Source organism: Arthrobacter sp. 92 (assembly GCF_050260325.1).
GTDB lineage: Bacteria > Actinomycetota > Actinomycetes > Actinomycetales > Micrococcaceae > Arthrobacter.
In genome coordinates, this window is record NZ_CP189863.1 from 1,064,716 (window position 1) to 1,089,089 (window position 24,374).

Consider the following 24,374-nt stretch of genomic DNA (forward strand, 5'->3'; position numbering starts at 1 on the left):
TCCAAGAGGCCGAAGAAACCGTGCGTTCAAGATTAAGGGCCAATGTCGGCGCCGACTCAGGGGTGTCGCACACCCTCCCCAGCCAGAATGGCGCGGTATCCCTCACGGAACGTGGGATAGATGAATTCAAAACCGGTGCTCCGGAGAAGCGCATTGCTGCACCGCTTGTTTCCGCTGCGGGACGGCTCGCCGCCCGCGCCCCCCGAACTAGGGCCGCCCGCGGCCCCCGCACCAGAACCGCCGGCGGAACCCTCCGACGGCGGTTGGGGGAGTCCCAGCTCATCGGCCAGGAACCGCAGGACGTCGCCGAGTTCCGCGGGATCATTGTCCACGCCGAGGTAGACCGGGCCTGGTTCCGCGTCCATGGTGCACAGGTGCACGATCGCGGCCGCCGCGTCGTCCCGGTGGATGCGGTTGGTGTACCGGGACTCTGCCGGAATGAGGGCCGAGCCGCCGCGCACCTGATCGATGAGGCGCGTGCGGCCTGGACCGTAGATGCCGCCGAGCCTGAGCACCACCGGGGAGATGCCGGCACCCGCCAAGCGGGTGTGCAGCAGTTCCTCCGCTTCCCGGATGATGGGCCCGGAGAACCCGTCGGGCGACGGCGTCGTGCGTTCATCCACCCAGCCCCCGCGGGCGTCCCCATAAACGGCAGTGGAGGAGACGAACAGGACGCGGCGGAGCAGCGATGGCAGCGCAACGCCGTGGTGCTCTCGGGAACGGTCAATGGCGTCCAACACGTTCGCGAGGCCGTCAACGTACGCCGCGCGGTAGGCCTCTTCCGCGGGGGAATCGGCCGCGACGGCCACCACGACGGCGGTGGTGTCCGCCGGGATGGGCGGCAGCGGCGGGGTGGTCAAGTTCGCCGCCACGCCCTCGATGGCGGCCGGTAGCTTTTCCGGTGAGCGCCGCCAGCCCACCACACGCTGGCCGGCGGCAGCGAAACGCAGCCCGGCTTCGGTCCCAAGATCGCCGCAGCCGGCCAGGAGAACAGTCATACCGGCCAGTCTGCCAGCCTTCAGTCCTGGAGCGCGGGAACCGGGAAGAACAGTCGGGGGTCCTGAAGCAGCGCCGGGCAGTCAAACGCCGAGCGGTCCAGGATCTCGGTGACCTGGAAGTTCCGCGCGAAGCGGCCGTCAACAGTGATGGGACGTCCCTGAACGCGACCCACAGCGAAGCGGGCGCCATCCTCGAACGGGATGGCCACGGCCGAGTTGCCCGGGAGGGTGCGGAACGCTTCCTCCTGCGCCTGGCGTTTCCGGGTGGGCTTCTTCACGAGCTGCTTGGGCGGCAGCTTGCGCGGCTGCTTGGCCGGGCGGCGGGAACCCGTGTCCGCATAGACGAACTGGTATTCGTCGGCGTCATCGTTTGCCTGCTGGCGGCGACCCGCGTCAGGCAGGCTGACCGTGTCCAGTTGCTGCGGATCCTGATCGCCCACCGGGGCGCGGAGGATCCAGAGCCGGTCCCCCTGAGGGTCCTCCGGAAGGAACTCGTGCTTGGGCTCGGGCCAGACGTACTCCAGGTCGGCCGGGGTTCCCGGGAACAGCTCAGTGTAGAAGCGCGGCTCCTTCTGCAGCAGCCGAGACTGGTGGCTCAGGTGGAACTCGGGGTTGCCCAGCCACGGCGGCATGGGAATCTTGTCAGCGTAGGCCGCGTGCGTGGCCTGCGGTGCGAATTCGGCGATCTTGGCGCGGGTGGTGTCCTCGCCGCCGCGGGCGGTCCATTCATCAACCATGGCCAGGCCGTAGAGCGTCAGTGCGGGGACGTAGCCCATCCACATGCGGATGGCCGGGTGCGACTGCCAGCCATACTCGGGGATCACCAGCGCACGCAGTGTTTGCAGCGCCTCGACACGCTGCTTGCCGAGCCGGACGCGGTCAAGGACCGCGGCGCTCTGCTGGAAATCTGAATAGGGAAGAAAGGTCTGCATCCTTCAAGTGTGGAGCCGTGATCGTTCCAGACCAAATGCCGGACGCGGCGGCGGAGCCGGGGCGGGAAAGCCCGGGCGCTGGGATGACGGCGTAGCCTACCGGACCGTATGATGAGACAGCAACGACAACACGCCAAACTTTCCACTAGGATCACCGCAAACAACCACGCTCCGGAAGACACCTCATGACAACCATCACAGCAGAGCCATTCGTCCCCAAGTACGGACAGATGCTGAGCCCGGATGCTAACGGCATCCTGGTTCTCGATGAATTCACCCTGGACCCCGCCGCCGCCCGCAAGGAGCAGCACGGATTTCGTGCAGCCCTGGGCGCAGTGGCCCTGACCGTCCGCCGCATTCTCGCCCTTCGCCTGTTCATCGCCGTGGTTGCCATTGCAAACCTGCCGCTGTTCCTGCTGTCCACCGGCTGGTGGATCTACGCCGTGTCACTCGCCCTGGTGATTGGTGTGCACACGGCCGTCTCATTGCTGAACCGGCACGAACCGCGCCTTCGGCAGCGGGACCTGCTGGCACTGCACGTCCACCGTGAGCGCAGTGAAAACTACCGCAAGGTGCGCGACGCCGTGAAGTTCGTGATCGACACCCCGACGCGCATGAACGAGCACCTGTACCTCGAGCTGCTTGCGGCAAAGCGGGTTGCCCTGCACCTGGCCATCGGCACCGTGGCACTGCTCGACACCAGCGACGACTCCGCCTGGAAAGTACGGATCGTACGGGAACTGCCGCAGGCCGCCTAAGCGAGGCTGTAGCCGCGTCCCGGTTAACTGAATCAGCAGCTCACTCAACAGCTGAATTAACAACGACGCCGGAGCGAACCCGCAAGGGAACGCTCCGGCGTCGTTGTGGTTGTCCAGGCGGTTGCCCTTTAGCCGGTGTGGACCCGGCTGCCTGTGCGGCAACTAGCGGACCGGCCGGACAGCCCTATGCAGGGAGCTGCAGGACCTGTCCCTCGAACACAAGGTCCGGATTCGAGATGCTGTCAGCATTGGCGTCGGCCAGGCTCTGCCAACCGCCGGCGACGTCCAGCTTCTCGGCGATGGTGCTCAGGGTGTCGCCCTTCGCAACCGTGTAGGTCTCACCGCTCAGGGGCACGTGTGCCGCATGGCGCGGCTGGGTGGACTGGACCTGGACCGGTGCCGCTGCAGGAGCTTGGGCGGCCTGAACCGGGACCTGGGTGGGTGCCTGGGTGACCGGAGCCGACGGAGCAGGCGCTCCTCCGCCACCGCTCAGGCCCAGCTGGGCGGCGCAGGCCGGCCACGCGCCCCAGCCCTGGCTGGCCTGGACCTTTTCGGCCACTGCGATCTGCTGCTCGCGCGGCGCGCTCGCGGGCGAGCCCGTGCCGCCGTACGCTGCCCACGTGCTGTTGGTGAACTGAAGGCCGCCGCTGAAGCCGTTGCCGGTGTTGGTGCTCCAGTTGCCGCCGCTCTCGCACTGGGCGAGTGAATCCCAGGTGCTGGCGCTCGTTGCGGTGGGTGCCGCAGTGGTGGGGGCGGCCGCGTTGGCGGCGGTGGCCGAGAGGGCCAGGCCCGCAGCGGAAACGGCGGCCAGAGTAACTCCGCGGCGCGCGGCAGTGCTGAGTGTTGATTTCTTCATGAGGGTGGATGCTCCTGAGGGCCACCTGCGCTCGGTCCGTCCCCGGACGTTATCGCGCCACTGCCCGCCCCTGACGAACTAGAGGTCGTGTGCGGTGTCCGCCGGCTGGGCAGTGGGTGGTGGTGGCGGCACCGGGCATTCGTCCCGCCGTGGCGGGTGTGTCTCCACGCTAGGACAGTCACTGCCCGTTATCAAATCGAGATACATACTCGGTGTACTGGGCGCGGGTGCTCAGTTTCCGAGGGCTGCTCTCAGGTACGGGGCGGTGCGGCTTTGTTGTGAACGCGCGACGACGGCGGGCGTCCCCGCTGCCACGATCTCGCCGCCGGCGTCCCCTCCGGCAGGTCCAAGATCGATCACCCAGTCCGCGGCGGCCACCACGTCCATCTCATGTTCCACCACAATGACCGTGTTGCCGGCGTCCACCAGGCCGTGCAGTTGGACCATGAGCAGCCGGACATCCGCGGGGTGCAGGCCCGTGGTGGGCTCGTCCAGGAGGTAGAGGGTGTGCCCGCGGCGGGCGCGCTGCAGTTCGGTGGCGAGCTTGATCCGTTGCGCCTCGCCGCCGGAGAGCTCGGTGGCGGGCTGGCCCAGGCGGAGGTAGCCAAGACCAACGTCGCGCAGGGTTTGCAGGCTCCGGGCCGCCGCCGGAACGTCGGCCAGGAATTCCGCGGCGGCGTCCACCGTCAAACCCAGGACCTCTGCGATGTTCTTGCCGCGGTAGCTGACGGCAAGGGTCTCGGGGTTGTAACGGGTGCCACCGCATTCCGGGCACGGTCCGTAGCTGCCGGGCAGGAAAAGGAGTTCCACCGCCACGAAGCCCTCGCCCTGGCAGGTCTCGCAGCGGCCGCCGGCAACGTTGAAGGAGAAACGGCCGGCGCCGAAACGCCGTCTCCGGGCCTCTTCCGTGGCGGCGAATTCCTTGCGGACGGCGTCGAAGAGGCCGGTGTACGTGGCGAGGTTGGAACGCGGGGTGCGGCCAATCGGTTTTTGGTCCACCCGAACCAGGCGGTCGATCTTCTCGACGATCCCGGAGGCGTGGTCCACGCTCACTGGTTCGGCCAGCTGGTCAGCATCGAGCGCGTCTGCGCCGTCCGGGTCGCGGCCACTGGCCCCTGTGCTGGCCTCGTTGGCGTCCTGCGTGGCCTCCGGCTTCAAATGCCGGCCCACCACCTCCGCCAGCACCTGGCTGACCAGGGTGGACTTACCCGAACCGGACACTCCGGTGACCGCGGTGAGGATGCCCAGCGGAAAGTCGGCGTCGAGCTGACGCAGGTTATGCCGGCTGATGCCCTTGAGCTCCAGCCAGCCCTCCGGCTCCCGGCGTAAAGCCGCCCGGGTACCTCCGGCAGAGCCGCCGTCGCCCGTGAGCGAGCCGCCGTCAGCAGAGCCGTGGCCAGAGCTGGTGTCCCCGGCCGTGAGCGAGCCGCCGGCGAACAGGAAGGGCCGCGTGACCGAAGCCTCCACCTCCGCCAGCCCCGCCACGGGTCCGCTGTAGAGTATCTCGCCGCCGCCCTCACCGGCGCGCGGTCCCACGTCCACCAGCCAGTCGGCCCGGCGAACCACGTCCATGTTGTGCTCCACCACAAACACCGAATTTCCGGATGACTTGAGGGCTTCCAGCACGGCCTGCAGCGGTTCGGCGTCGGCCGGGTGCAGCCCGGCGGAGGGCTCGTCCAGCACATAGACCACACCGAACAGCCCGGAACGGAGCTGGGTGGCGATGCGCAGTCGCTGCATTTCGCCGGGGGAGAGCGTGGGAGTGGCGCGGCCCAGCGCGAGATAGCCCAGGCCCAGTTCCAGGAGAACTGTGATGCGCAGCAGCAGGTCCCGGGTGATGGTGACGGCTATTTCGTTGGTCTCGCCGGAGGAGGATGACCGCGAAGCCGTCCCGGCATCCGTGAGCTTGGTGGTGGGCCGGATGATGTCCGCCAACCCGCTCATGGGCACGGCATTGAACTCGGCGATGGTGCGTCCGGCGAAGGTCACGGCCAACGCCTCGGGCGTCAGCCCGCTTCCGCTGCAGCGCTCACACGGGCCTGTTTCCATGAACCGGAGGACCCGCTGGCGCATGGTGTCGCTTTTGGAATCGGCCAGGGTGTGCAGCACGTAGCTCTTCGCGCTCCAGAAGCGGCCCTTGTAGGGCTTGGCCACGCGGTCCCGCTGCGGGGTTACTTCCACCACGGGCTGCTCTTCGGTGAACAGGATCCAGTCGCGGTGTTTCTTGGGGAGCTTCCGCCAGGGGGTGTGGACGTCGTAGCCGAGGTGGCTGAGGATGTCCCGGAGGTTCTTTCCTTGCCACGCGCCCGGCCACGCGGCGATGGCGCCCTCGGCGATGCTCAGGCTGGTGTCCGGCACCAGGGACGTTTCGCTGACCGTGTGTGCCACGCCCAGTCCGTGGCATACCGGGCAGGCGCCGGCGGCGGTGTTGGGCGAGAACGCGTCCGAATCCAGTTGCGCCACGCCGGGTGGGTAGGTGCCGGCGCGGGAGAACAGCATCCGGAGCGAATTCGAAAGTGTGGTGACCGTTCCCACCGTGGACCGGCTGCTGGGTGTTCCGCGCCGCTGTTGAAGCGCGACGGCGGGAGGCAGCCCGGTGATTTGTTCCACCTTGGGGTTGTGGCCCTGTTGGATCAGGCGGCGCGCGTACGGCGCCACCGATTCGAAATAGCGGCGCTGGGCCTCGGCGTAGATGGTGCCGAAGGCCAGCGACGACTTGCCCGAGCCTGACACCCCGGTGAAGGCCACGATGGCGTCGCGGGGAACGTCAACGTCCACGTTTCTGAGGTTGTTCTCACGCGCTCCCCGGACCCGCACAAAGCCGTCGGTGGCGAAGTCGGCGGACAGCTGGAGCAAATCATCAGCACGCTGTTCAATAGACATTGGTCTGACTCTAGCGGCGATGGCATATCCGGGCACTATTCTTACCGGATGGAAACTAACCACGCCGGCACCGAACTCATCGAGCCCAAACCCGTCGATGAGGCCGCGGAGGCGCTGCCGGAAACCCCTGACAGTCACGGGGAAGAAGTGCCCGAGGAACAACCCGACGCGGAGGCCGGGGAAAAGCCCAGCAAGCTCTTACCGGTGGCCGAGCTGCACTTGCACATCGAGGGGACCCTGGAGCCGGAGCTGATCTTTGCCCTTGCCGAACGCAACGGGATCCAGCTGCCGTACGCCGGGCTGGACGAGCTGCGCGCCCGGTACGAATTCTCTGACCTGCAGTCGTTCCTGGACCTCTACTACGCCAACATGGCGGTGCTGCAGACGGAGCAGGACTTCGCGGACATGACCCGCGCCTATCTGGCCCGTGCGACGCTCGCCGGAGTGCGCCACGCGGAGATCATGATGGATCCCCAGGCCCATCTGTCCCGCGGGGTGGCGCTGGAAACATGCGTAAACGGCGTGGCATCGGTGCTGGCCACCTCCGAGGAGGAGTTCGGGGTGACCAGCCTGCTGATCGCGGCGTTCCTGCGGGACCTCCCGGAGGACTCGGCGCTGGAGGTGCTGGAGAAGCTGCTGGCGATGGATGCGCCCATCGCCGGGATCGGCCTGGACTCGGCCGAGGTGGGCAACCCGCCAGCCAAGTTCCAGCGGCTGTTCGCGCGGGCCGCGGAGGCGGGGCTGCACCGGATCGCGCACGCCGGCGAGGAGGGCCCGCCGTCGTACATTGTCGATTCCCTGGAACTGCTCGGCGTAGAGCGAATTGATCATGGCATCCGCTGCATGGAAGACCCGGAACTGGTGGAGCGCCTCGTGGCGGACCGCGTGCCGCTGACGGTGTGCCCGCTGTCCAACGTGCGGCTGCGCGCCGTGGACACATTGGCGGACCACCCCCTGCCGGCCATGCTCGCCGCGGGGCTGAACGTCAGCGTGAATTCGGATGATCCGGCCTACTTCGGCGGGTATGTGGACGACAACTTCGGGCAGCTGGAAGCGGTGCTGGGGTTCTCGGAATTCGATCGTGTCCGCCTGGCGTCGAACTCCATCCGGTCCTCGTTCGCCGGAGAGGAACGGAAGGCCGAACTGCTCGCCGAACTTGGCTACTCCTGAGTACCGGGAAACGGAGCCACGCTGCGCGAGGGCCGGAGCTGCCTGCCCGGGCCGCGGGCAGGCAGCGCGCGGCGTCCTTGCAGAGGCTTCCCGGACCTGCTAATCCTGAACCTAAGCCAACTTAGTTAACAAGTGCGGCCCCGAACCGCGCCCCGGTACTCAACACCCCGTTCTCAACAAGGAGAGTGCAGCATGCCCCGCAAGACCCCTCGTGTGGAAGAAGCTGACGAAAAGAACATTGAGGTGGGCAAGCCTAAGGACTGGGCCGCGGGTTTTCCCGGCGTCTACCACTCCATGAAGCCTGCCATTGAGAAGATGGGCGTTGACCGGACCCGCAAGACGCTGCTGGCGTTGAACCAGAAGGACGGCTTCGACTGCATGAGCTGCGCGTGGCCTGACCCCGGGCACCGCAAGGCGTTTGAGTTTTGCGAGAACGGCGCCAAGGCCGTCACGTGGGAAGCAACCCCGGTACTGGTCCCCTCGGAATTCTGGGCCGAGCACACGGTCACCGAACTGCGGGGGATGTCCGAGTACTGGCTCGGGATGCAGGGCCGGCTGACGGAACCCGTGTACAAGCCAGCCGGGGAGGACCACTACCGTCCGGTCAGCTGGGACGAGGCCTTTTCCATCCTGGGCGGCAAGCTGAAAAGCCTGGCAAGCCCGGACGAGGGCGCGTTCTACACCAGCGGCCGCACGTCCAACGAGGCGGCCTTCCTGTACCAGTTGTTCGTACGGGCTTATGGAACCAACAACCTGCCGGACTGCTCCAACATGTGCCATGAGTCCTCTGGCTGGGGCATGGGCCAGACCATCGGCATCGGCAAGGCCACCATCTCCTACGACGACTTCGCGCAGGCGGACCTGATTATCATCATGGGGCAGAACCCGGGCACCAACCACCCGCGCATGCTCACCGCCCTCGAGGAAGCCAAGGAAGCCGGCGCCGAGATCGTTGCCGTGAACCCGCTGCCCGAGGCCGGACTGCGGCGGTACAAGAACCCGCAGAAGGTCAAGGGCATAGTGGGGCACGGGACGCAGATTGCGGACCAGTTCCTGCAGATCCGTCTCGGCGGGGACATGGCGCTGTTGCAGGCGGTCTCCAAGCGGGTTCTCGACGCCGAAGCCAGGAACCCCGGCACCGTGCTGGACCACCAGTTCCTCCAGGAGCACTGCCAGGGGCTGGAGGAACTCAAGGAGCACCTCGCGGAACTGGACGAGGGCGAAGTGCTTGAGGCCACGGGGCTGCGCCGCGAGGAAATCGACGAACTCGCCGACCGCTACCTGAAGGCCGAGAAGGTCATCATCACCTGGGCCATGGGCATCACGCAGCACAAGAAGGGCGTGGCCACCATCAAGGAGATCATCAACCTCCTGCTGTTGCGTGGAAACATGGGCAAGCCGGGCGCCGGGGCTTCCCCCATCCGCGGCCACAGCAATGTGCAGGGTGACCGCACCATGGGCATCTGGGAGCAGATGCCGCCAGCCTTCCTTGATGCCCTGGGCAAGGAGTTCAACTTCGCTCCACCCCGGGAGCACGGCGCCGACGCCGTGGAAACCATCCGCAGGATGCGCGACGGCGACATCAAGGTCTTCGTGGGCCTCGGCGGCAACCTGGTGGGGGCCATCTCCGACTCCCAGGCAGCCGAAGCCGCCATGGAGAACACTGAGATGACAGTCCAGATCTCCACCAAGCTGAACCGCTCCCACACGGTGACGGGCCAGGAAGCCCTGATCCTGCCCACCATGGGACGCACCGAGATCGACATGCAGGCCTCCGGCCCGCAGTTCGTCTCGGTGGAGGACACCGTCTGCGCCGTCCACGCCTCGCATGGCACGGTGAGGCCCGTCGCACCGAACCTGCTCTCGGAGGTGGCCATCATCTCGAGGCTGGCCCGCGCCACCCTCGATGGAAAAGCAACCGACGCCGACTGGGCCGGGTTCGAGCGCAACTACGACCTCATCCGGGACCACATTTCCCATGTGGTGGCCGGCTGCGAGGACTACAACAGGAAGATCCGCCAGAAGGGCGGCTTTGTGCTGCCCAACGGGCCCCGGGATTCGCGCACGTTCCCCACACCCACGGGCAAGGCCATCCTGACCGTCAACCACCTCGAGCACGTGGAGCGCCCGGCGGGCACACTGATCCTGCAGTCCATGCGGTCGCACGACCAGTTCAACACCACCATCTACGGCCACAACGACCGCTACCGCGGCATCAAGAAAGGCCGCGACGTGGTCTTTGTGAGCCCGGAGGACATCGCCGAACTGGGCCTCTCCGATGGTCAGCACGTGGATATCCACGGCGTCTACGAGGACAACGTGGAACGTGTGCTCCGGAAATTCCGTGTGGTCTCGTACCCCACGGCCCGCGGTTGCGCTGCGGCCTATTACCCGGAAGCGAACGTGCTGGTTCCGTTGGAGAGTGTGGCCGAGGGCAGCAACACTCCGGTGTCCAAGGCCGTCATTGTGCGGCTGGAGCCCAGCGCCGCGTAGCCAACGCGCATCCCGGGCCTTCTAAGGACCCGGGATGCCCGCGCATTCGCTACTGGGCTACTGGGCGGTTCCGCCCCAGCCTTCGCTGTCTGGCCCGCCGTCGGCACCGTGCTCGCAGAGCTTCAGCGCCACGTCCGTGGCGGACTCGATGGCCTCGCTGGGGCTGGCCTTCCCCTTGGCGGCGGACAATCCTGCCGCGTAGCCCACCACCACCGCGCTGATGGGGCCCGCATCGCCGCTGACGGCCTCGGAGGATTCCTTGGCCAGCCGACGAATCAGCGCGTGATCAAGCTCCAGGTCCAGGATTTGCAGCGCATGTGCCAGCCGCCGGCTCCATTGGGCCAAAGCCAGATCTTCCTCATTGCGTTCGGTCACGGCAGCTCCTTCATTGCGGGTGGGGATCGTTCAGTTTTGGGCAGGAGGTCTCAGACGTCGATCGAATCCATGTGCGGGTACCGTGCGCCAGCGGCAACCCCTGCCGGGGCCAGCTCATCGAGCCGGCGGAGGTCCTCGTCAGAGAGTTCGACGTCGAGCGCGCCAAGGTTTTCCCGAAGGCGTTCGCGCTTCTTAGTGCCGGGGATGGGGACGATGTGCTCGCCCTGCGCCAGCAGCCACGCCAGCGCCAGCTGTGCCGGGGTGCACTTCTTTTGGTCTGCCAGCTCCTTCACGCGGTCCACCAGCTCCAGGTTCCGGGTGAAGTTCTCCCCCTGGAACCGGGGCGAGTGGCGCCGGAAGTCGTCCGGCCCGAAGTCCTCGGGGGTGCGCAGCTGGCCGGTCAGGAAACCCCGGCCCAGCGGGCTGTAGGGCACGAAGCCGATGCCCAGCTCCGCCAGCAGTGGGAAGACCTTCGTCTCCGGTTCCCGTTCCCAGAGGGAGTACTCCGTTTGGAGCGCTGTGATCGGGTGGACAGCGTGGGCACGGCGGATGGTGTCCGGGCTGGCCTCGGAGAGGCCCAGATGGCGGACCTTGCCGGCCTGGACCAGTTCGGCCATGGCACCTACGGTGTCCTCGATGGGCACTGTCTTGTCCACGCGGTGCTGGTAGTAGAGGTCGATGTGGTCCACCCCCAGGCGCTGCAGGCTCGCGTCGCAGGCCGAGCGGACGTATTCAGGCCGGCCGTTGATGCCAACCCAGGAGCCGTCCTCCCGGCGCTCATTGCCAAACTTGGTGGCAAGGACAACTTCGGACCGGCGCCCGGCTATGGCCCGGCCCACCAATTTCTCGTTGGTGAACGGCCCGTACATGTCCGCCGTGTCCAGGAGTGTGCCACCGGCGTCAAGGAACGCATGGATGGTGGCCGCGGACTCCTGTTCGTCGCCCGTGCCGTAGAACTCGCTCATGCCCATGCAGCCGAGGCCAAGGGCAGAGACGGTCAAAGTGCCAAGTGTGCGGGTTTCCATGGTGATCTCCTCATCGAGGGAATGTCGGACTGGAGTGGCTTCATGGGAAGGTTGCTTAGTTAAAGGCAGGACGCCACTATAAGCAGGTCCGTTCCGGGGCCACAACGCCTGGCGCCCCAGCGGGTTCCCTTGCGTAGGGGCAACGGTTTGTCAACGGGCCTAAAGGCCGTGATAATTCTGAAAATATGCTGACACCCTAGAATCACTTGAGCCGCGTGCGGCGTCACAGTGGGTCATGACACGCACTGTTAACGCTTCTGGTCGCATCAATTAACGGATCACTGGCAAAATACTCAGTGATCACATGCTCGAAAGGACAAACATGCCCACGGCTATTGCAGACAACACCACGATTCGACTCAAGTCGGTGCTCGACATCCTTGCAGAAAGCGTCCTGTCAGGAGAGACCCTCGGCGCAGGCGCTGTCCTGGCCCAGGCCACGGTCCGCGTCCCGCTGAACGAGAAGGAAAGTGAACTGCTCAGCGGAGGCATCCCCCGTGGACACAAGGCGCTGACCACGGCCACGAGCAAGCTCGTGAAGGCCGGGTGGCTCGTCAAGGGTCGCAGCGGCTGGACCATCACCGAAGACGGCCTGCGCGCCACCGTGGCGTTCCCGGACGTTGACAGTTTCGCCACCGCGCTTGCTGAGGGCACCCCCGTGCCGGACGACGTGCCGGTGCCCACCGCGTTGCCTGCGAAGGCTGCGCCCAAGGCCGTCGCGAAGAAGAAGGCGCCGTCCAAGGCGGCCAAGGTGGTTGAAAAGGCCGCCGAACTGATTGAGGACGCCGTGGCCCCCGTGGCCAAGGCCGTACGCACCCGCAAAGCTGCCGCAAAGGCACCCGCGGCGGAGGCTGAAACCGCTCCCGCCGCCGCCCCGGCGTCGAGCGTGGAAACGATCGAGCAGCCGGAGGCTGTGGCAGTGGCCGGCGACTTCAATGTCCTGCTCGGGGCGCCCGCGAACTGGGCGCCGCAGTACGACGAATCCCAGATGCAGCTCGACGCAGTAGACCAGTTGTGGAAGCTCACGGCCGATCTCCCGGCCGGGCACTACAACTTCAAGATCGCGCTCAACCGGTCGTGGGACGAGAACTACGGCGCCTTCGGCGCTTTTGACGGTGCCAACCATGAACTCCACCACCGTGGTGGCCGCATCACGTTCAACTACGATCACCGGACACGGGACATCACCCTGATCTGAGTCCGACCAGGCAGTTGACTCCAGGCAGTTGACCCTGAGAGGCCCCTACGGGCCAGTCAGGGTCACCTGCCTGGAGTCGTTAAGGCCCGGTTCTTGCGGCCGCTGAAACCAGGCCGCTAGAACCGCGTCGGATCAGGGTTTGGCGGCGGAGGCGGCGGCGGGACCGGCCCGGGATCCGGGAGCGGCAAGGGCCCAGGTCCCGGTCCTGGCCCCGGATGAGGCTCGGGGCGCGGCGGGCGCGGCTGCGTGGGATCGGGCGGGTTGGGCGGAAACGGATTGTCCGGGTCCGGTGGTCCCGAGGGGCCCGGTTCCGGCGGGAAAGGCTCGGGTTCGGGCAACGGTGGAATAGTCACGGTGTGCTCCCTTGCTTGGCTGGTGACCTGATGCTTGGCTTGAAGTGATGCTTAGCTGTGGCCCTGTCTGCGGAAGACCTTCAACTCCCAGGGCCGAAGATGAAGTGAGGCATCATCTGGATAGTTGCCCAAAACCTGTTCCGCACTGACCCAGGTGTCGTCCCCGATGTCCACTGTGTGCTCGGCGGCGGAGAAATTGCCGAGCACCAGCAGTTCAACACCGGCGGAAGCCTGGCTCCCGGGCAGTGAGCGGCGGAACGCGTAAACGTGCTCGTCCTCGGGAAGCAGCATGCTGAAATCACCCTCGGCCACCACGGGTTCCGTGTGCCGGAAGGCGATGACTTTCCGGTAGAAGCTGAACACCGAGTCCGGGTTGTCCACCTGGGCGGCGGCGTTGATGTGGCTGGTGTTGGGGTTGACCGCGATCCACGGGGAGCCGGTGGTGAAGCCTCCGTGGCGGCTGGCGTCCCACTGCACCGGGGTGCGGGCGTTGTCCCGGTTCAGGGGTGCCAGCGCGGCGAGGACCTCGGCGTCGGTGTGGCCCAGGTGGGTGGTGGCTTCGCGGTGGTGGTTGAGGACCTCGATGTCGCGGTAGTCGCTGATGGCCCCGAAGCTCATGTTGGTCATGCCCAGTTCCTCGCCCTGGTAGACATACGGCGTGCCCCGGTGCAGGTGCAGGATCCCGGCGAGCATCTTGGCGGAGAGCTCACGGTACTGCGGGCTGTCATCGCCGAAGCGGGACACGGCCCTGGCCTGGTCGTGGTTGCCCCAGTAGAGGCTGTTCCAGCCGGTCTCGGCCAGGCCCTCCTGCCAGCGGCCCAGGGACTCCTTCAGGTCGGTGAGCCGCAGCTTCTTGGGCCGCCACTTGTTGCCTTCCTCCTGGTCCAGGGCCACGTGCTCGAACTGGAACACCATGTCCACCTCCCGCCTGGCGGGGTCGGTGAACAGGACGGCGTCCTCCACGGTGACACCGGGCATCTCGCCCACGGTCAGGAGCGGCTTGTCCCGGCCGGCGAAGACCTCAAGGTGCATTTCGTGCAAGAACTCGTGGATCCTGGGCCCGGACATGAAATAGGGGCTGCCGTCGCCAAAGAGCATGCCATCCGCCTTCGGACCGTCCGGCAGGGCGGTGTTCTTGGAGATGAAGTTGATGACGTCCATCCGGAAGCCGTCCACGCCCCGGTCCAGCCACCAGTTCATCATCTCGTACACGGCCGCCCGGACCTGGGGGTTTTCCCAGTTCAGGTCCGGCTGCTTCCTGGAGAACAGGTGGAGGTAGTACTCGCCGGTGACCTGGTCGTACTCCCAGGCCGGCCCGGAGAATGCCGAACCCCAGTTGTTCGGCTCGGCCCCGGTGGAGGCGGTGCCGGCGCCGGGCTCCTTGTCCTCCCTCGGCGGGCGCCACCAGTACCAGTCCCGCTTCGGGTTGTCCTTGGAGGACCTGGACTCGATGAACCAGGGGTGTTCGTCGGAGGTGTGGTTCACCACCAGGTCCATCACCAGCTTCATGCCCCGGGCGTGCAGCCCGTCGGTGAGCTTCTTCAGGTCCGCCAGGGAGCCGAAGATCGGGTCGACATCGCGGTAGTTGCTGATGTCGTAGCCGTTATCGTCCTGGGGTGAGGTGTAGATCGGGGAAAGCCAGAGGACGTCGACCCCCAGCTTCTGCAGGTAGTCCAGCTTGCTGATGATGCCGGGGAGGTCGCCGATGCCGTCGCCGTCCGAATCGGCGAAACTGCGCGGATAGATTTGGTAGACCACCGCTTTCCGGAACCAGCCGGGATCCGTGGTCACCTCGTCATCGGCGTCCGCTGCCTCGCTGATAGGACGTTCCGTTGTGGGATCCACGTGGGTGGTCATGGCCTGGTCTCCTCAGTTTGCTTGCGCTGCTCTGATGGTGGGACTCGGTGGGGCGGCGGCGGTGCGGCGGTGCCGCGGTGGCTCTGGGTGCCGGGGTTTCGGTTTGATGGGGTTCGGTTTGATGGGGCTCGGTTTGATTATTGAACAGATCGGGCGGGCTGGAAAGGCCTTCTCGAACGTCCGACGACGGTGCGGTAGTTCCCGGGGCGGCGAGCCTTAACGCGGGCTGATGCCGTGGGGAGCGGGGCTAGTTCCGTGAGGAGAGGGTCTTGTCGCGGTCCTCGAACACGTCCTCGCCGGGGCCGGTGAAGGCACGGGAGCGTTCCACCGCTTCCACCGAGCCGGTGAACAGTTGGGACTCGTGCGGGTCCGTGTGCGGCCGGGAGACGCCGGCGGTCTTTGGTGCCTGCTTGGCCGGCGGGATTGCTCCCACGGATTCCCAGCGCGTGTGGGGGAGTGACTCGGGATGGCCCTGCCGCAGGAACGTGACCATGGCTTCGCGGACAAGGCAGCGGAGATCGAACAGCGCGGCGCTGTCCGCGGCGCTGACCAGGATGCGCACCCGGACGAAGCCGCCGGTGGCGTCGGTGATCTGCAGGATCCCCACCCGTTCGTCCCAGAGGTCCGTTCCGGCCAGCACGGTCTTCAGCTCGGCGCGCATGTCCTCCACCGGGGCGCGCCAGTCGAGATCGAACTCCACGGTGCCCATCACCTCGGACTGCCGGCGCGTCCAGTTTTCGAACGGCGTGGTGGTGAAGTAGGTGGAGGGCAGGATGAGGCGGCGGTCATCCCAGATGTGCACCACCACGTACGTCAGGGTGATTTCCTCGATCCGGCCCCACTCCTTTTGGACCACCACCACGTCATCCACGCGGATGGCGTCGGTGAAGGCGATCTGCATGCCGGCGAACACGTTCACCAGGGAGGTTTGCGCGGCAAGGCCGGCCACGATGGAGATCACCCCGGCCGAGGCGAGCAACCCCGCGCCCAGTGCCTGGATGGCGGGGAAGGTGAGCATCACGCTGCCCAGGGCCAGCACCACGATGAGGGCCACGCCGATCCTGCGGGCCAGGATCATCTGGGTTCGGAGGCGGCGGGCGCGCCGGTTGTCCGCAACGTCCACGCTGTAGCGCGAAAGCACCATGGACTCCACAATCAGCAGCATGGCCACCGCAAGCCAGGCAATGGATGCCATCAGGGCGATCAGCAGGAGGTGGTCCACCCGGCCGCGCCACCCGCCCTCGTGCACGGTCAGCGCCAAAGCGGTCCGGACGCCGATCAGGCAAAGGGCGAACCGCAGGGGGAGCCGGGCCACCCGGGAGGTCGCCTGCAGCTCCGGACGGCGGCGGTTGAGCCGGAGGACGATCTTGCGGATCAGCCACGAAAGGACCAGGCCGGCGGCCACGGCGCAGGCCATGGCCAGGAAGGGCATTGCTGGGTTTAGGAGCTCTTGCATTGCTTAAGCTTTACCCCGGTTCGGCCGGGCGCCGAAATCCCTGAGGGGGTTAAGTGAGCTGCAACATTTAGGCATCGATTGGATTTATGGCTTGGGAAGGGGTTGCCCCGGGTTCACAATTGAGGAACTATTCGCGGTCTCATGAAGTTCAGGAGAAATAGATGCGTTCGTCCGTCGTGGCGGTTTCCGGAACGATTTCAGGAATACTGTGCCTTGCCTTCATGCTGGCAGCCTGTGGGCCGTCCGCCCCCGCACCACAGACCTCCGGGCCATCCAGCAGCGCGGCCACGACCCCCAGCGCAACTGCCAGCGGCACCGGCTCGCCTTCAGCGTCCACCAGCGCTTCCGAGTCCGCCAGCGCCTCGGCCACGAGCACGACTTCGGCGGGTTGGAAGAGTTACACGACGAAGGATGGCAAGCTGGCCTTCGACCTGCCCGACGTGTGGACCATCAAGGACCCGGCCGGTGATGTGCCGTCCAGCGGCGGCGTTTTCCTGCAGATCCGGAGCCCCGGGGGTAAGTTGTTGGCCACCCTGCGCACCAATGTGGTCACTGCGGGCCAATGCGCCCAGAAGTACCCCTATTCGATTCTGGACTCTGAACCCCTGCCGGCACTGGCGCAGGCGGGCGTCACCCCGCGGTTCACCTTCGAATCGCGGATGAATGCCGAGGCCACGGATCCCAAGCTGACGAGCATTTTCGAGTACGGAATCACCTCGACGCCGGATCCCACCGGACCGACAGCTTGCCCGATTGTCCATACCTTCAACTGGCCGCCCAACCAGGCATCGTTCTCGGGCAGCTATGACCCCTTCGACACAACACCGGGAAATGAGCCCAACGTGGACACGCCGGAGATCTACAAGGGGACCACGGAGTACAAGAACATCCGGAAGATGATCACCTCGCTGCACCCGGTGGGGTAGCGGCGCAGCGGCAGGGCCGGGTTGAAGCCGCGCCGGTGAGCGGGATTCGGCAACGGTTCGGCCGCAAACCTCCTTGCATCGATTCCGGTCCTTGCCGGGCGGCGCGAGAATTAAGTCATCATCCGTCCTGCAGGGAGGCAGGCATGCGCCCAGCGCTAAAGGCCCGGCCAACGGTGGCCGGGGTGGCGACGGCCCGGGCAGGGCCCCGGTCAGCGTCGTCCAGGTCAGCGTCTTCCGGGGCCGCGGTCATCGCCGCGGCCGGGCTCTCCCTTCTGCTGGTCGCTTGCGGACCGCCGGCGCCGCCAGGCGCGGGATCACCCACCGGGTCGCCGAGCGGCTCAGTGCAGTCCTCCGCGGCGTCGACACCCGGCGCGGCAGCCCCGCCATCCCCGGGCGGGTCGGCAACCGCCGAACCCACTGCCACAGGCGCATCCTCCGCGGTCCCCACCAGCACCTCAACCGGCGCCCCCGGCGGCCATCCAAGCTTCCCGGCGTCGGCGGTGCCGTCCGGCTGGAAGACGTTCACGACGTCGGACGGCACCCTGACGTTCGACTACCCCGGCGACTGGAGCATCAAGGGGACGCCCGGGAAGCCGGCGCCCGGCGGAACGTCCGTGGAGGTGGCGAACGCAGCGGGCAAGCCCATGGCCACGCTGCAGACGAACGTGATCACCGGATCCGAGTGCCTGGAGAAAGTCCCGTTCTCCGTGCTCGACTCGGAGCAGATGCCGGCGCTGGCCCAGAAGGGTGTGCCCAACGAGGGGGCTCCGAGGTACGTCTTTGAGACCCGGGGCGACGCGTCCGCGGCAGCCCCCACGCGGTCCACGCTGGCGGCCTACGGCATCACCATGATGCCGGAAGAGGCCGGTACCCTGGCGTGTCCCTTGTTCCTGTTCTTCAACTGGCCACCCAGCGGTGCCACGTTCGCCAGCGGCTACAACCCGGCGAACAACACCACGCCCGGCAGTCCATCGCTGCCGTACCTGCAGAAGGCCAAGCTGTACGTGGAGACCGGGGAGTACCGGAACATCCGGCGGATGATCACATCGCTGCGCCCGGCGAAGTAGCTCCTCCGCGCTTGGGCCGGGAGCTGAACGAAGGTCCCTGTCGGGCTTCCGCGGTCCGGCGCTAGATTGGGTGCATGGCTGAATCTGCAGATCGGGACACCGGGGCAAACGTCCGGCTGAAGGCACGCGTGGAGGGTATGGTCCAGGCCGTCGGGTTCCGGTACTGGACTGTGCGCAAGGCTGAGGAACTTTCGCTCACCGGCACGGTGCGCAACGACGACGACGGTACGGTCGCCGTCGTCGCCGAGGGCCCGCAGGCCCTGGTGCTGGAGTTCAGGCGCTGGCTCAGGTCCCCGGAGGCGCCGGGCCGCGTGGACCATGTGGACGAGTCCGTGTCGGCGGCCACCGGGGAGTTCAGCAGCTTCGACGTGGTGTACTGAGCCCTGTATTGAGGCGACGTCCTGTGTTGAGGCGACGCAGCGTGTCTCAGTCCACTCGTTTGAGCAGCTGCTGCTCCTCCACGGCCTGCCGGGACAGGGTCTTGTAGCCTTCCTGCTCGAACAGGACCGTGATCACGCTGTCCTCATGCCGCATCACCAGCCCACGCCCCCACTCGGGGTGCAGCACCGTGGAATTCAGCGGGAACGCCTCGGCCGCCCCGTGGCCTACCGCGTCGTCGTCGTAGTCTTCCTCGTACGCCGAACCGGCGGCGCAGGTGTCGCAGTTGCCGCACGGTTCCGGGAGGTTTTCGCCGAAGTAGCCCAGCAGGAACTGGCGGCGGCAGCCGTCCGTCTCGGCGAAGCCGCGGATCATGTTGATGCGCGAGTTGTCCATGCGCTGTCGGGCCGTGGCGAGTTCGACGGCGCGGTCCAGCACCTGCGCAGGATCCGCCTTGCCGCTCAGCCGGACTCCGCGTTTGCCCACCTTGACGGCGCGGGTTTCCACCAGCTGGTTCAGCAGCCCGGTGAGGCGCCGCGGCGGGAATCCGGTGCGCTCGGCGAGGTCCTCGCGCGGAACAGGGGCGCCGGCGTCGTGCAGTACCTTCAACACCGCCAGCAGCGAGGTTTCGTCCGGCTTGTGCGTGCCGAAGAACCGGCGTAGCCCGAGGTCCTCGGACCGGTAGTGGAGAGTGGCGGTAGCGGGCTGGCCGTCGCGTCCGGCCCGGCCGATCTCCTGGTAGTAGCTGTCCAGGGACTCGGGAATGTCGGCATGGATCACGAAGCGGACGTTGGGCTTGTCGATCCCCATGCCGAAGGCGGTGGTGGCCACCACCACCTCCAGTTCTTCATCCATGAACTGCTGGTGGATCTGCTCGCGCTCGGCGGCCGTTCTGCCCGCGTGGTACGCCTCGGCGCGGAGCCCGTTTTTGGCCAGCTTGGCGGCGTATTTCTCGGTGTCCTTGCGTTTGGCGGCGTAGAGCAGGTCGGGACCTTTCAGCTCGGGCACCAGCCCGGCGACCTGCTGGACCACGGCGGCGCGCTTCTGCTTGTCCTCGTGATGGCGGACCACCTCCAGGCGGATGTTGGGCCGGTCGAAGCCGTGGACCAGCACCAGCGGGTCCTTCATCCGGAGGCGCTGCTGGATCTCCTCGCGGACCGGGGGAGAGGCGGTGGCGGTGAGGGCCGCCGTCGGGGGATTGCCCAGGCGCTCGCGGACGTCGCCCAGTCGCAGGTAGTCCGGCCGGAAGTCGTGCCCCCACGAGGACACGCAATGCGCCTCGTCCACCACGAACAGCGGGATGTTGAGGGCCGCGAGCCGTTCCACGGTGCTGTCCTTGGCCAGTTGCTCGGGCGCCAGGAACAGGAATGTGGCCTCGCCGCGCTCCACCGACTCCCAGGCGCGCTCCTGCTCGGAGGCACTGTGCGAGGAATTGATGGCGGCGGCGGCGTCCGCGCCCAGGGCCTCGAGCAGCCCGTCGAGCTGGTCCTCCTGGAGGGCGATCAGTGGCGAGACGACGACGGTGGGGCCGGGCTGTTCGGGGGCGGGTGCCCGGCCGTGGCCGGCGCTGCGGTGAAGGTGAGCTGCTGCCACCTGGTAGATGGCCGACTTTCCGTAGCCGGTGGGCATTACGGCGAGGACGTCGCGTCCCGCCACCAGTGCGCGCATCCCGGCCAGCTGGCCCTCGCGGAGCTGCGGCAAGCCAAACTTGTCCGCCGCGAGCTCGCGGAGCCCGGTGTCGGCGTCGTGCGTGTTCGCCTCGTGTGTGTCCGCGCGGGACGGCTGCTGCGTCGCGGCGGCGGCCGCGGCGGCGGGTGCGGTTTCTTCCTTGACGCCGGGGACGGCGATGGCCTCTGTCATGATGGCGGCTCCGGGGCAACGATATCCTCGGCCGGGTGTCATCAGCCGTGGAATCCAGAGTAGCGGGTCGGGCCTATATCCTCTTCCCGGCCTTCTAAGTTCTGGGTACCGTGGCCCTCATGCAGAAGATATCGATTGAAGCGTTGGCCCGGCAACAGCTTGCGGCGGCCGTCGCGGCCAGCAACGGGAGGGCCGCTGACACCGTGTACGGCGGACACGAGAAAGTGCTCCGCCAAACTGTCATGGCCATGAAGTCCGGGACGCAGCTCAGTGAGCACCAGAACCCCGGGGACGCCACCGTGTTTGTCCTTCAGGGCTTGCTCCGGCTCCGCTCCGGTGCCAACTCGTGGGAGGGTAAGCCGGGGGATCTGCTGATCGTTCCGGACGGGCTGCACAGCCTGGAAGCCGACGAGGACTCAACGTTCCTGTTCACCGTGGCGAAGTCTGCCTCTGGCACCAAGCGGGAGCCCGCCCGCCCGGAAGGGGCGCCGTGATCACCGATGTGGGTGCGGGCCAGCGATGACCACCTCCGGTTCGAGCCGGCCTGGACAGAGCCTACCCGGGGAGGGCCCGTCCGAAGAGAAGCTCACCATAGCGCTGGAGGAGATCGGCAGCACCTCATGGTGGGCCAGGATCCTGACGACGCTCGGCTCGCAGTATGGAAGCATGCAGCTACGTTTCGTGGGGCAGGTGGACGGCAAGACCCGTTACAAGAGCTCCACGTTTCCGGCTGCGCGGCCGGTCGGTCCCATGGCGCCGGAGGAACGATGGGCGCCGGGAATGGCGGCCGCATTGGCGGAATTACAGCAGGATCTGACCCGGGATGGGTGGGTGCGGGTGGGCAAAGCCGGCGCGGAGCCCTGGGTGACCGCGTGGGTCAAGGGCTCCTAAGAGCGTGTGGCGCGCTCTTCGGGCCCGGCGGCGGTGGACGGCCGGGCTGTGGGCTCGGCGCGCTCTGCGGATTCCTCGGACTCCCCGGACCCCCCGGACTCCCCGCCCGTTCCCGGACCCCCGGACCGGAAACGCCGTGATTCCTTCGGCCCGGGAGCGTAGGCGTGCGCCCGGCCGGTCAGGATCATTACCAGGGCCGCAATGACAGGGACGGCGGCCGCCACCGGCACCAGCAGCGGACCCGCGGTGACCAGGGCGGCGGCGCCGTACACCGCGCCGATGGTGATGCCGATCTGGATGGTCAGCACGGTGAGGCCGTTGGCTGCATCGCGGTAGTCGCGTCCGGCGCGGAGAATGGCTGCCTGGTTGTAGATGCCGATCGCCCCTATTCCGCCGCCCCAGACCGCCATCAGCACCATGGCTCCCGGAATGGTGACCCCCAGAAGTGGCAACAGGAGCATCGCAACGGCCACTGCCGCCGTCGTGATCAGCAGCGAACGGCGCGGCCGCGAGTCCACGGTGATCCCGGCAATCCAGACGCCCACCAGGCCGGCCACGCCCAGCACGGTGAGGGAGAGGGTGATGCCGTAGTCGGGCAGGCCCGCTTCACGGATGAACGGGGCGATGTAGGTGAACAGCGCGAAGTGCGCCAGCAGGAGCAACGGCCAGGCGATGGCCACCGTCTTGACGCCCGGCTGGGCCACGGCCATGCGCAGCGAGGGGCGCGGCGTGTCCGGATTCCAGCGCACCGCCGGCAGCAGCCAGAGGGCCAGCAGCGCCAGGAGGATTCCCGAGCCGGCCAGCACCAGGAAGGAGGCGCGCCAGCCGAGGAAGCCGCCCAGGGCGGTGCCTACGGGCGCGCCGATGGCCAGGCCCAGGCTGTTTCCGCTGAACACGATCGCGAGCCCCTTGCCCACCTTGTGCGCTGGCACGATCCGTGACACGTAGGGCGCCATGGTGGACCAGAGCAGCCCGTGGGCGATCCCGCCCACCATCCGTGCGGCCATGGCCGCGCCGAAATCCGACACGATGCCCACCAGGGCGTTACTGGCGGCGAAGGTGAGGATCAGTGCCACCAGCAGAACATGCCGGGGCGCCCGCGCCAGCAGCCGGGCGGCCGGGATCACGGTGACCACAATGATGGCCGCGTAGCCCGCGGTGAGGTAGCCCGCCACGGGCTCGGACACATTCAAGCCCGCGCTGATCTGGGGCAGCAGTCCCGAGGGCAAAAGTTCGGTGGTGATGGCGGTGAAGCCGATCGTGGCCAGGATGATCAGGGCGGCGAGCGGGAAGCGGTCGCGCTTGGCCGCGGAAGCAGCGGAAGACATGGGAAAGGATCCATTCAAGGGGGAGGGTGCGGAAGCGGCGCTGCGTCGCACCGGGCCTTCACTGAACTTACCTGATTTATCCACTCCCGGGCAGGGGTTTCACATGACTTTCCAATGGACACCTGATTTCGTGGCCCGGGGCAACCATGCGCAAGACTGTAGGGCGTGAACAATCCTTCCCGCGCCAGCCTCGCCATCGCCGGGCTCAGCCTGGGCACCGCGCTGAACCCGCTGAACTCGTCCATGATCGCCGTCGCGCTGGTGGTGCTTCGCGCGGACTTCTCGCTCGACGTCGCCACGGTCACCTGGGTGATCACCTCCTTCTACCTGACCTCCTCGGCCGGCCAGCCGCTGATGGGCAGGTTCGCGGACCGCTTCGGCCCGCGGCGCCTCTTTCTGCTGGGGATGGCATCGGTGGCAGTCACGTGCGCGCTGGCCCCGTTCTCGCCGAACTTCGTCCTGCTGTGCGTGGCCCGCGCCGTGATGGCCCTCGGCACGGCCACCGCGTACCCCAGCGCCGTGGTGATGGTGGGCGCGCTGGCCAAGCTGGCGCAGGCCAAGTCCAGCCGGCCGCTGGGCAGGATCCAGATGGCGAACACCTCGGCCGCGGCCGTGGGCCCGGTGGTGGGCGGGCTGCTGGTGAGCCTGGTGGGCTGGCAGGCGCTGTTCCTCATCAATGTTCCGCTGGCGCTCGCGGCCATCTTCATCGTGTGGCGCTACGCCCCGGCCGACGAGGTCCGCGAACGTGGCCGGATGTCCGAACTGCTGCGGGACTCGGACATTCCCGGCATCCTGGCCTTCGTCGGCTCCATGGTGCTGGTGATGATGGCGCTGCTGAACGTGATGCCGGATTACCGCTGGTGGCTCCTGGGAGCAGGCCTGCTGGTGGCCGTGCTTTTCGCGTGGCGCGAGCTGCGCTTCAGCCCGCCCTTCCTGGACCTGCGGCTGCTGGGCCGGAACCGGCCGCTGCTGCTGGTCTATCTGGGCTTCGCCGTGTTCAGCGGCGTCTACTATTTCTCATTCTTCGGCCTGCCGCAACTGCTGCAGGAAGCCGGCGGCTACGATCCGGGAATCGTGGGCCTGATGATGCTGCCGCTGGCAACCGTCTCGGTGATTTCGACGCCGTTCGCCGTCCGCGCGATGGACCGCTTTGGCGTGAAGCGGGTGCTGATCGTCGGCGTCGTGCTGCTGTGGCTTGCCTCGGCCGCCATGGGGCTGCTCACCACCTCCTTCGCCGTTCCCCTGGTGCTGGCGCTGACCGCCTTGATGGGGGTGCCGTACGGGGTGGTCAGCATCGCCTCCAGCCAGGGGATGTACCTGTCCACCCGGCCGGAGGAGCGCGGGGTGGCGGCCGGGATCTACCAGACCTGCCGCTACTTCGGCGCCATCACAGCCACCGTGATGATCGGCATCTTCTACGGCACCGGCGTCAACCAGGCCAACTGGGGTCTGATGGTGCTGGTGATGCTGGGGCTCGGCGCGGTGGTGTTTGCGGTGTCGCTGATGTGGCGGGAGCGCCGGTAGGCGGCAGGGCCCGAGCCGCGGCGCCGACGTCGGACATCCGTAGCCG

The 24,374-nt window shown here is 67.1% G+C and carries 22 protein-coding genes; 10 read left to right on the plus strand and 12 right to left on the minus strand.

Going from position 1 to position 24,374, the window contains the following annotated elements:
• Window positions 1-56: 56 nt before the first annotated feature.
• Both ACP4XC_RS04930 and ACP4XC_RS04935 read right to left on the minus strand, forming a co-directional pair.
• Window positions 57-998: an NAD-dependent epimerase/dehydratase family protein gene (locus ACP4XC_RS04930; protein ID WP_427173748.1), complete on the minus strand. Its 942-nt coding sequence runs from the start codon at window positions 996-998 to the stop codon at window positions 57-59.
• A gap of 20 nt (window positions 999-1,018) precedes the next feature.
• Window positions 1,019-1,930, minus strand: a complete 912-nt coding sequence (locus ACP4XC_RS04935) for an MSMEG_6728 family protein (RefSeq protein WP_427173749.1) — start codon at window positions 1,928-1,930, stop codon at window positions 1,019-1,021.
• 185 nt (window positions 1,931-2,115) lie between these two features.
• On the opposite strand from ACP4XC_RS04935, the gene ACP4XC_RS04940 reads away from it, so the two are divergent.
• Window positions 2,116-2,688 carry a hypothetical protein gene (locus ACP4XC_RS04940; protein WP_427173750.1) on the plus strand — a complete coding sequence of 191 codons (573 nt, stop codon included), beginning with the start codon at window positions 2,116-2,118 and terminating at the stop codon, window positions 2,686-2,688.
• Between the two features lie 184 nt (window positions 2,689-2,872).
• Here the strand turns inward: ACP4XC_RS04940 and ACP4XC_RS04945 are convergent, their stop codons facing one another.
• Entirely contained in the window at window positions 2,873-3,544 is a 672-nt protein-coding gene (locus ACP4XC_RS04945; RefSeq protein ID WP_427173751.1) for a transglycosylase family protein, read from the minus strand.
• 231 nt (window positions 3,545-3,775) lie between these two features.
• Window positions 3,776-6,427, minus strand: coding sequence for an ABC transporter (locus tag ACP4XC_RS04950; protein WP_427173752.1), 2,652 nt, complete (start codon window positions 6,425-6,427; stop codon window positions 3,776-3,778).
• A gap of 48 nt (window positions 6,428-6,475) precedes the next feature.
• Between ACP4XC_RS04950 and ACP4XC_RS04955 the strand changes: the two genes are divergently transcribed.
• Window positions 6,476-7,597: an adenosine deaminase gene (locus ACP4XC_RS04955; RefSeq protein WP_427173753.1), complete on the plus strand. Its 1,122-nt coding sequence runs from the start codon at window positions 6,476-6,478 to the stop codon at window positions 7,595-7,597.
• A gap of 192 nt (window positions 7,598-7,789) precedes the next feature.
• A complete protein-coding gene (locus ACP4XC_RS04960; RefSeq protein WP_427173754.1) occupies window positions 7,790-10,090 on the plus strand; it encodes an FdhF/YdeP family oxidoreductase in 2,301 nt (766 codons plus the stop codon).
• Between the two features lie 57 nt (window positions 10,091-10,147).
• On the opposite strand, the gene ACP4XC_RS04965 is transcribed toward ACP4XC_RS04960, so the two are convergent.
• Together ACP4XC_RS04965 and ACP4XC_RS04970 are read right to left on the minus strand one after the other, a co-directional pair.
• Complete coding sequence (locus ACP4XC_RS04965) at window positions 10,148-10,465, minus strand: DUF6457 domain-containing protein (protein WP_427173755.1); 318 nt, start codon at window positions 10,463-10,465, stop codon at window positions 10,148-10,150.
• A gap of 50 nt (window positions 10,466-10,515) precedes the next feature.
• Window positions 10,516-11,490: an aldo/keto reductase gene (locus ACP4XC_RS04970; protein ID WP_427173756.1), complete on the minus strand. Its 975-nt coding sequence runs from the start codon at window positions 11,488-11,490 to the stop codon at window positions 10,516-10,518.
• 322 nt (window positions 11,491-11,812) lie between these two features.
• On the opposite strand from ACP4XC_RS04970, the gene ACP4XC_RS04975 reads away from it, so the two are divergent.
• Window positions 11,813-12,688, plus strand: coding sequence for a glycosidase (locus ACP4XC_RS04975; RefSeq protein WP_427173757.1), 876 nt, complete (start codon window positions 11,813-11,815; stop codon window positions 12,686-12,688).
• Between the two features lie 404 nt (window positions 12,689-13,092).
• On the opposite strand, the gene ACP4XC_RS04980 is transcribed toward ACP4XC_RS04975, so the two are convergent.
• The 3 genes from ACP4XC_RS04980 to ACP4XC_RS04990 form a co-directional block, all read right to left on the minus strand.
• Entirely contained in the window at window positions 13,093-14,898 is a 1,806-nt protein-coding gene (locus ACP4XC_RS04980) for a glycoside hydrolase family 13 protein (RefSeq protein WP_427173758.1), read from the minus strand.
• A gap of 247 nt (window positions 14,899-15,145) precedes the next feature.
• A complete protein-coding gene (locus ACP4XC_RS04985; protein ID WP_427173759.1) occupies window positions 15,146-16,354 on the minus strand; it encodes a mechanosensitive ion channel family protein in 1,209 nt (402 codons plus the stop codon).
• A gap of 148 nt (window positions 16,355-16,502) precedes the next feature.
• Entirely contained in the window at window positions 16,503-16,724 is a 222-nt protein-coding gene (locus tag ACP4XC_RS04990) for a hypothetical protein (RefSeq protein ID WP_427173760.1), read from the minus strand.
• 70 nt (window positions 16,725-16,794) lie between these two features.
• On the opposite strand from ACP4XC_RS04990, the gene ACP4XC_RS04995 reads away from it, so the two are divergent.
• Window positions 16,795-17,280: a hypothetical protein gene (locus tag ACP4XC_RS04995; RefSeq protein ID WP_427173761.1), complete on the plus strand. Its 486-nt coding sequence runs from the start codon at window positions 16,795-16,797 to the stop codon at window positions 17,278-17,280.
• A gap of 118 nt (window positions 17,281-17,398) precedes the next feature.
• Here the strand turns inward: ACP4XC_RS04995 and ACP4XC_RS05000 are convergent, their stop codons facing one another.
• Entirely contained in the window at window positions 17,399-17,806 is a 408-nt protein-coding gene (locus tag ACP4XC_RS05000; RefSeq protein WP_427173762.1) for a hypothetical protein, read from the minus strand.
• On the opposite strand from ACP4XC_RS05000, the gene ACP4XC_RS05005 reads away from it, so the two are divergent.
• The gene (locus ACP4XC_RS05005) at window positions 17,781-18,347 is read left to right on the plus strand and encodes a hypothetical protein (protein WP_427173763.1); all 567 of its coding nucleotides are present in this window, start codon (window positions 17,781-17,783) and stop codon (window positions 18,345-18,347) included. The two genes, ACP4XC_RS05000 and ACP4XC_RS05005, sit on opposite strands and share 26 nt — an antisense overlap.
• Window positions 18,348-18,421: 74 nt before the next feature.
• Window positions 18,422-18,727 carry an acylphosphatase gene (locus tag ACP4XC_RS05010; RefSeq protein WP_427173764.1) on the plus strand — a complete coding sequence of 102 codons (306 nt, stop codon included), beginning with the start codon at window positions 18,422-18,424 and terminating at the stop codon, window positions 18,725-18,727.
• Window positions 18,728-18,773: 46 nt separating this feature from the next.
• On the opposite strand, the gene ACP4XC_RS05015 is transcribed toward ACP4XC_RS05010, so the two are convergent.
• A complete protein-coding gene (locus ACP4XC_RS05015; protein ID WP_427173765.1) occupies window positions 18,774-20,585 on the minus strand; it encodes a RecQ family ATP-dependent DNA helicase in 1,812 nt (603 codons plus the stop codon).
• A gap of 119 nt (window positions 20,586-20,704) precedes the next feature.
• Here ACP4XC_RS05015 and ACP4XC_RS05020 point away from each other — a divergent pair, with 119 nt between their 5' ends.
• Both ACP4XC_RS05020 and ACP4XC_RS05025 read left to right on the plus strand, forming a co-directional pair.
• Window positions 20,705-21,079, plus strand: coding sequence for a cupin domain-containing protein (locus ACP4XC_RS05020; RefSeq protein WP_427173766.1), 375 nt, complete (start codon window positions 20,705-20,707; stop codon window positions 21,077-21,079).
• A 25-nt stretch (window positions 21,080-21,104) separates the two neighbouring features.
• On the plus strand, window positions 21,105-21,476 hold the full coding sequence (locus ACP4XC_RS05025; RefSeq protein ID WP_427173767.1) for a hypothetical protein: 372 nt from the start codon (window positions 21,105-21,107) through the stop codon (window positions 21,474-21,476).
• Here the strand turns inward: ACP4XC_RS05025 and ACP4XC_RS05030 are convergent.
• Window positions 21,473-22,804, minus strand: coding sequence for an MFS transporter (locus ACP4XC_RS05030; RefSeq protein WP_427173768.1), 1,332 nt, complete (start codon window positions 22,802-22,804; stop codon window positions 21,473-21,475). The two genes, ACP4XC_RS05025 and ACP4XC_RS05030, sit on opposite strands and share 4 nt — an antisense overlap.
• A 165-nt stretch (window positions 22,805-22,969) precedes the next feature.
• Between ACP4XC_RS05030 and ACP4XC_RS05035 the strand changes: the two genes are divergently transcribed.
• The gene (locus tag ACP4XC_RS05035) at window positions 22,970-24,328 is read left to right on the plus strand and encodes an MFS transporter (protein WP_427173769.1); all 1,359 of its coding nucleotides are present in this window, start codon (window positions 22,970-22,972) and stop codon (window positions 24,326-24,328) included.
• Window positions 24,329-24,374 lie beyond the last annotated feature (46 nt).

Excerpts from the sequence above, each read along its gene's own strand:
- ACP4XC_RS04970 (WP_427173756.1), bottom strand. The coding sequence starts at position 11,490 with ATGGAAACCCGCACACTTGGCACTTTGACCGTCTCTGCCCTTGGCCTC.
- ACP4XC_RS04940 (WP_427173750.1), top strand. The coding sequence starts at position 2,116 with ATGACAACCATCACAGCAGAGCCATTCGTCCCCAAGTACGGACAGATG.
- ACP4XC_RS05015 (WP_427173765.1), bottom strand. The coding sequence starts at position 20,585 with ATGACAGAGGCCATCGCCGTCCCCGGCGTCAAGGAAGAAACCGCACCC.
- ACP4XC_RS05010 (WP_427173764.1), top strand. The coding sequence starts at position 18,422 with ATGGCTGAATCTGCAGATCGGGACACCGGGGCAAACGTCCGGCTGAAG.
- ACP4XC_RS04960 (WP_427173754.1), top strand. The coding sequence starts at position 7,790 with ATGCCCCGCAAGACCCCTCGTGTGGAAGAAGCTGACGAAAAGAACATT.
- ACP4XC_RS04975 (WP_427173757.1), top strand. The coding sequence starts at position 11,813 with ATGCCCACGGCTATTGCAGACAACACCACGATTCGACTCAAGTCGGTG.
- ACP4XC_RS04930 (WP_427173748.1), bottom strand. The coding sequence starts at position 998 with ATGACTGTTCTCCTGGCCGGCTGCGGCGATCTTGGGACCGAAGCCGGG.
- ACP4XC_RS04955 (WP_427173753.1), top strand. The coding sequence starts at position 6,476 with ATGGAAACTAACCACGCCGGCACCGAACTCATCGAGCCCAAACCCGTC.
- ACP4XC_RS04950 (WP_427173752.1), bottom strand. The coding sequence starts at position 6,427 with ATGTCTATTGAACAGCGTGCTGATGATTTGCTCCAGCTGTCCGCCGAC.
- ACP4XC_RS04935 (WP_427173749.1), bottom strand. The coding sequence starts at position 1,930 with ATGCAGACCTTTCTTCCCTATTCAGATTTCCAGCAGAGCGCCGCGGTC.
- ACP4XC_RS05020 (WP_427173766.1), top strand. The coding sequence starts at position 20,705 with ATGCAGAAGATATCGATTGAAGCGTTGGCCCGGCAACAGCTTGCGGCG.
- ACP4XC_RS05030 (WP_427173768.1), bottom strand. The coding sequence starts at position 22,804 with ATGTCTTCCGCTGCTTCCGCGGCCAAGCGCGACCGCTTCCCGCTCGCC.
- ACP4XC_RS04945 (WP_427173751.1), bottom strand. The coding sequence starts at position 3,544 with ATGAAGAAATCAACACTCAGCACTGCCGCGCGCCGCGGAGTTACTCTG.
- ACP4XC_RS04980 (WP_427173758.1), bottom strand. The coding sequence starts at position 14,898 with ATGACCACCCACGTGGATCCCACAACGGAACGTCCTATCAGCGAGGCA.
- ACP4XC_RS05025 (WP_427173767.1), top strand. The coding sequence starts at position 21,105 with ATGACCACCTCCGGTTCGAGCCGGCCTGGACAGAGCCTACCCGGGGAG.
- ACP4XC_RS04985 (WP_427173759.1), bottom strand. The coding sequence starts at position 16,354 with ATGCAAGAGCTCCTAAACCCAGCAATGCCCTTCCTGGCCATGGCCTGC.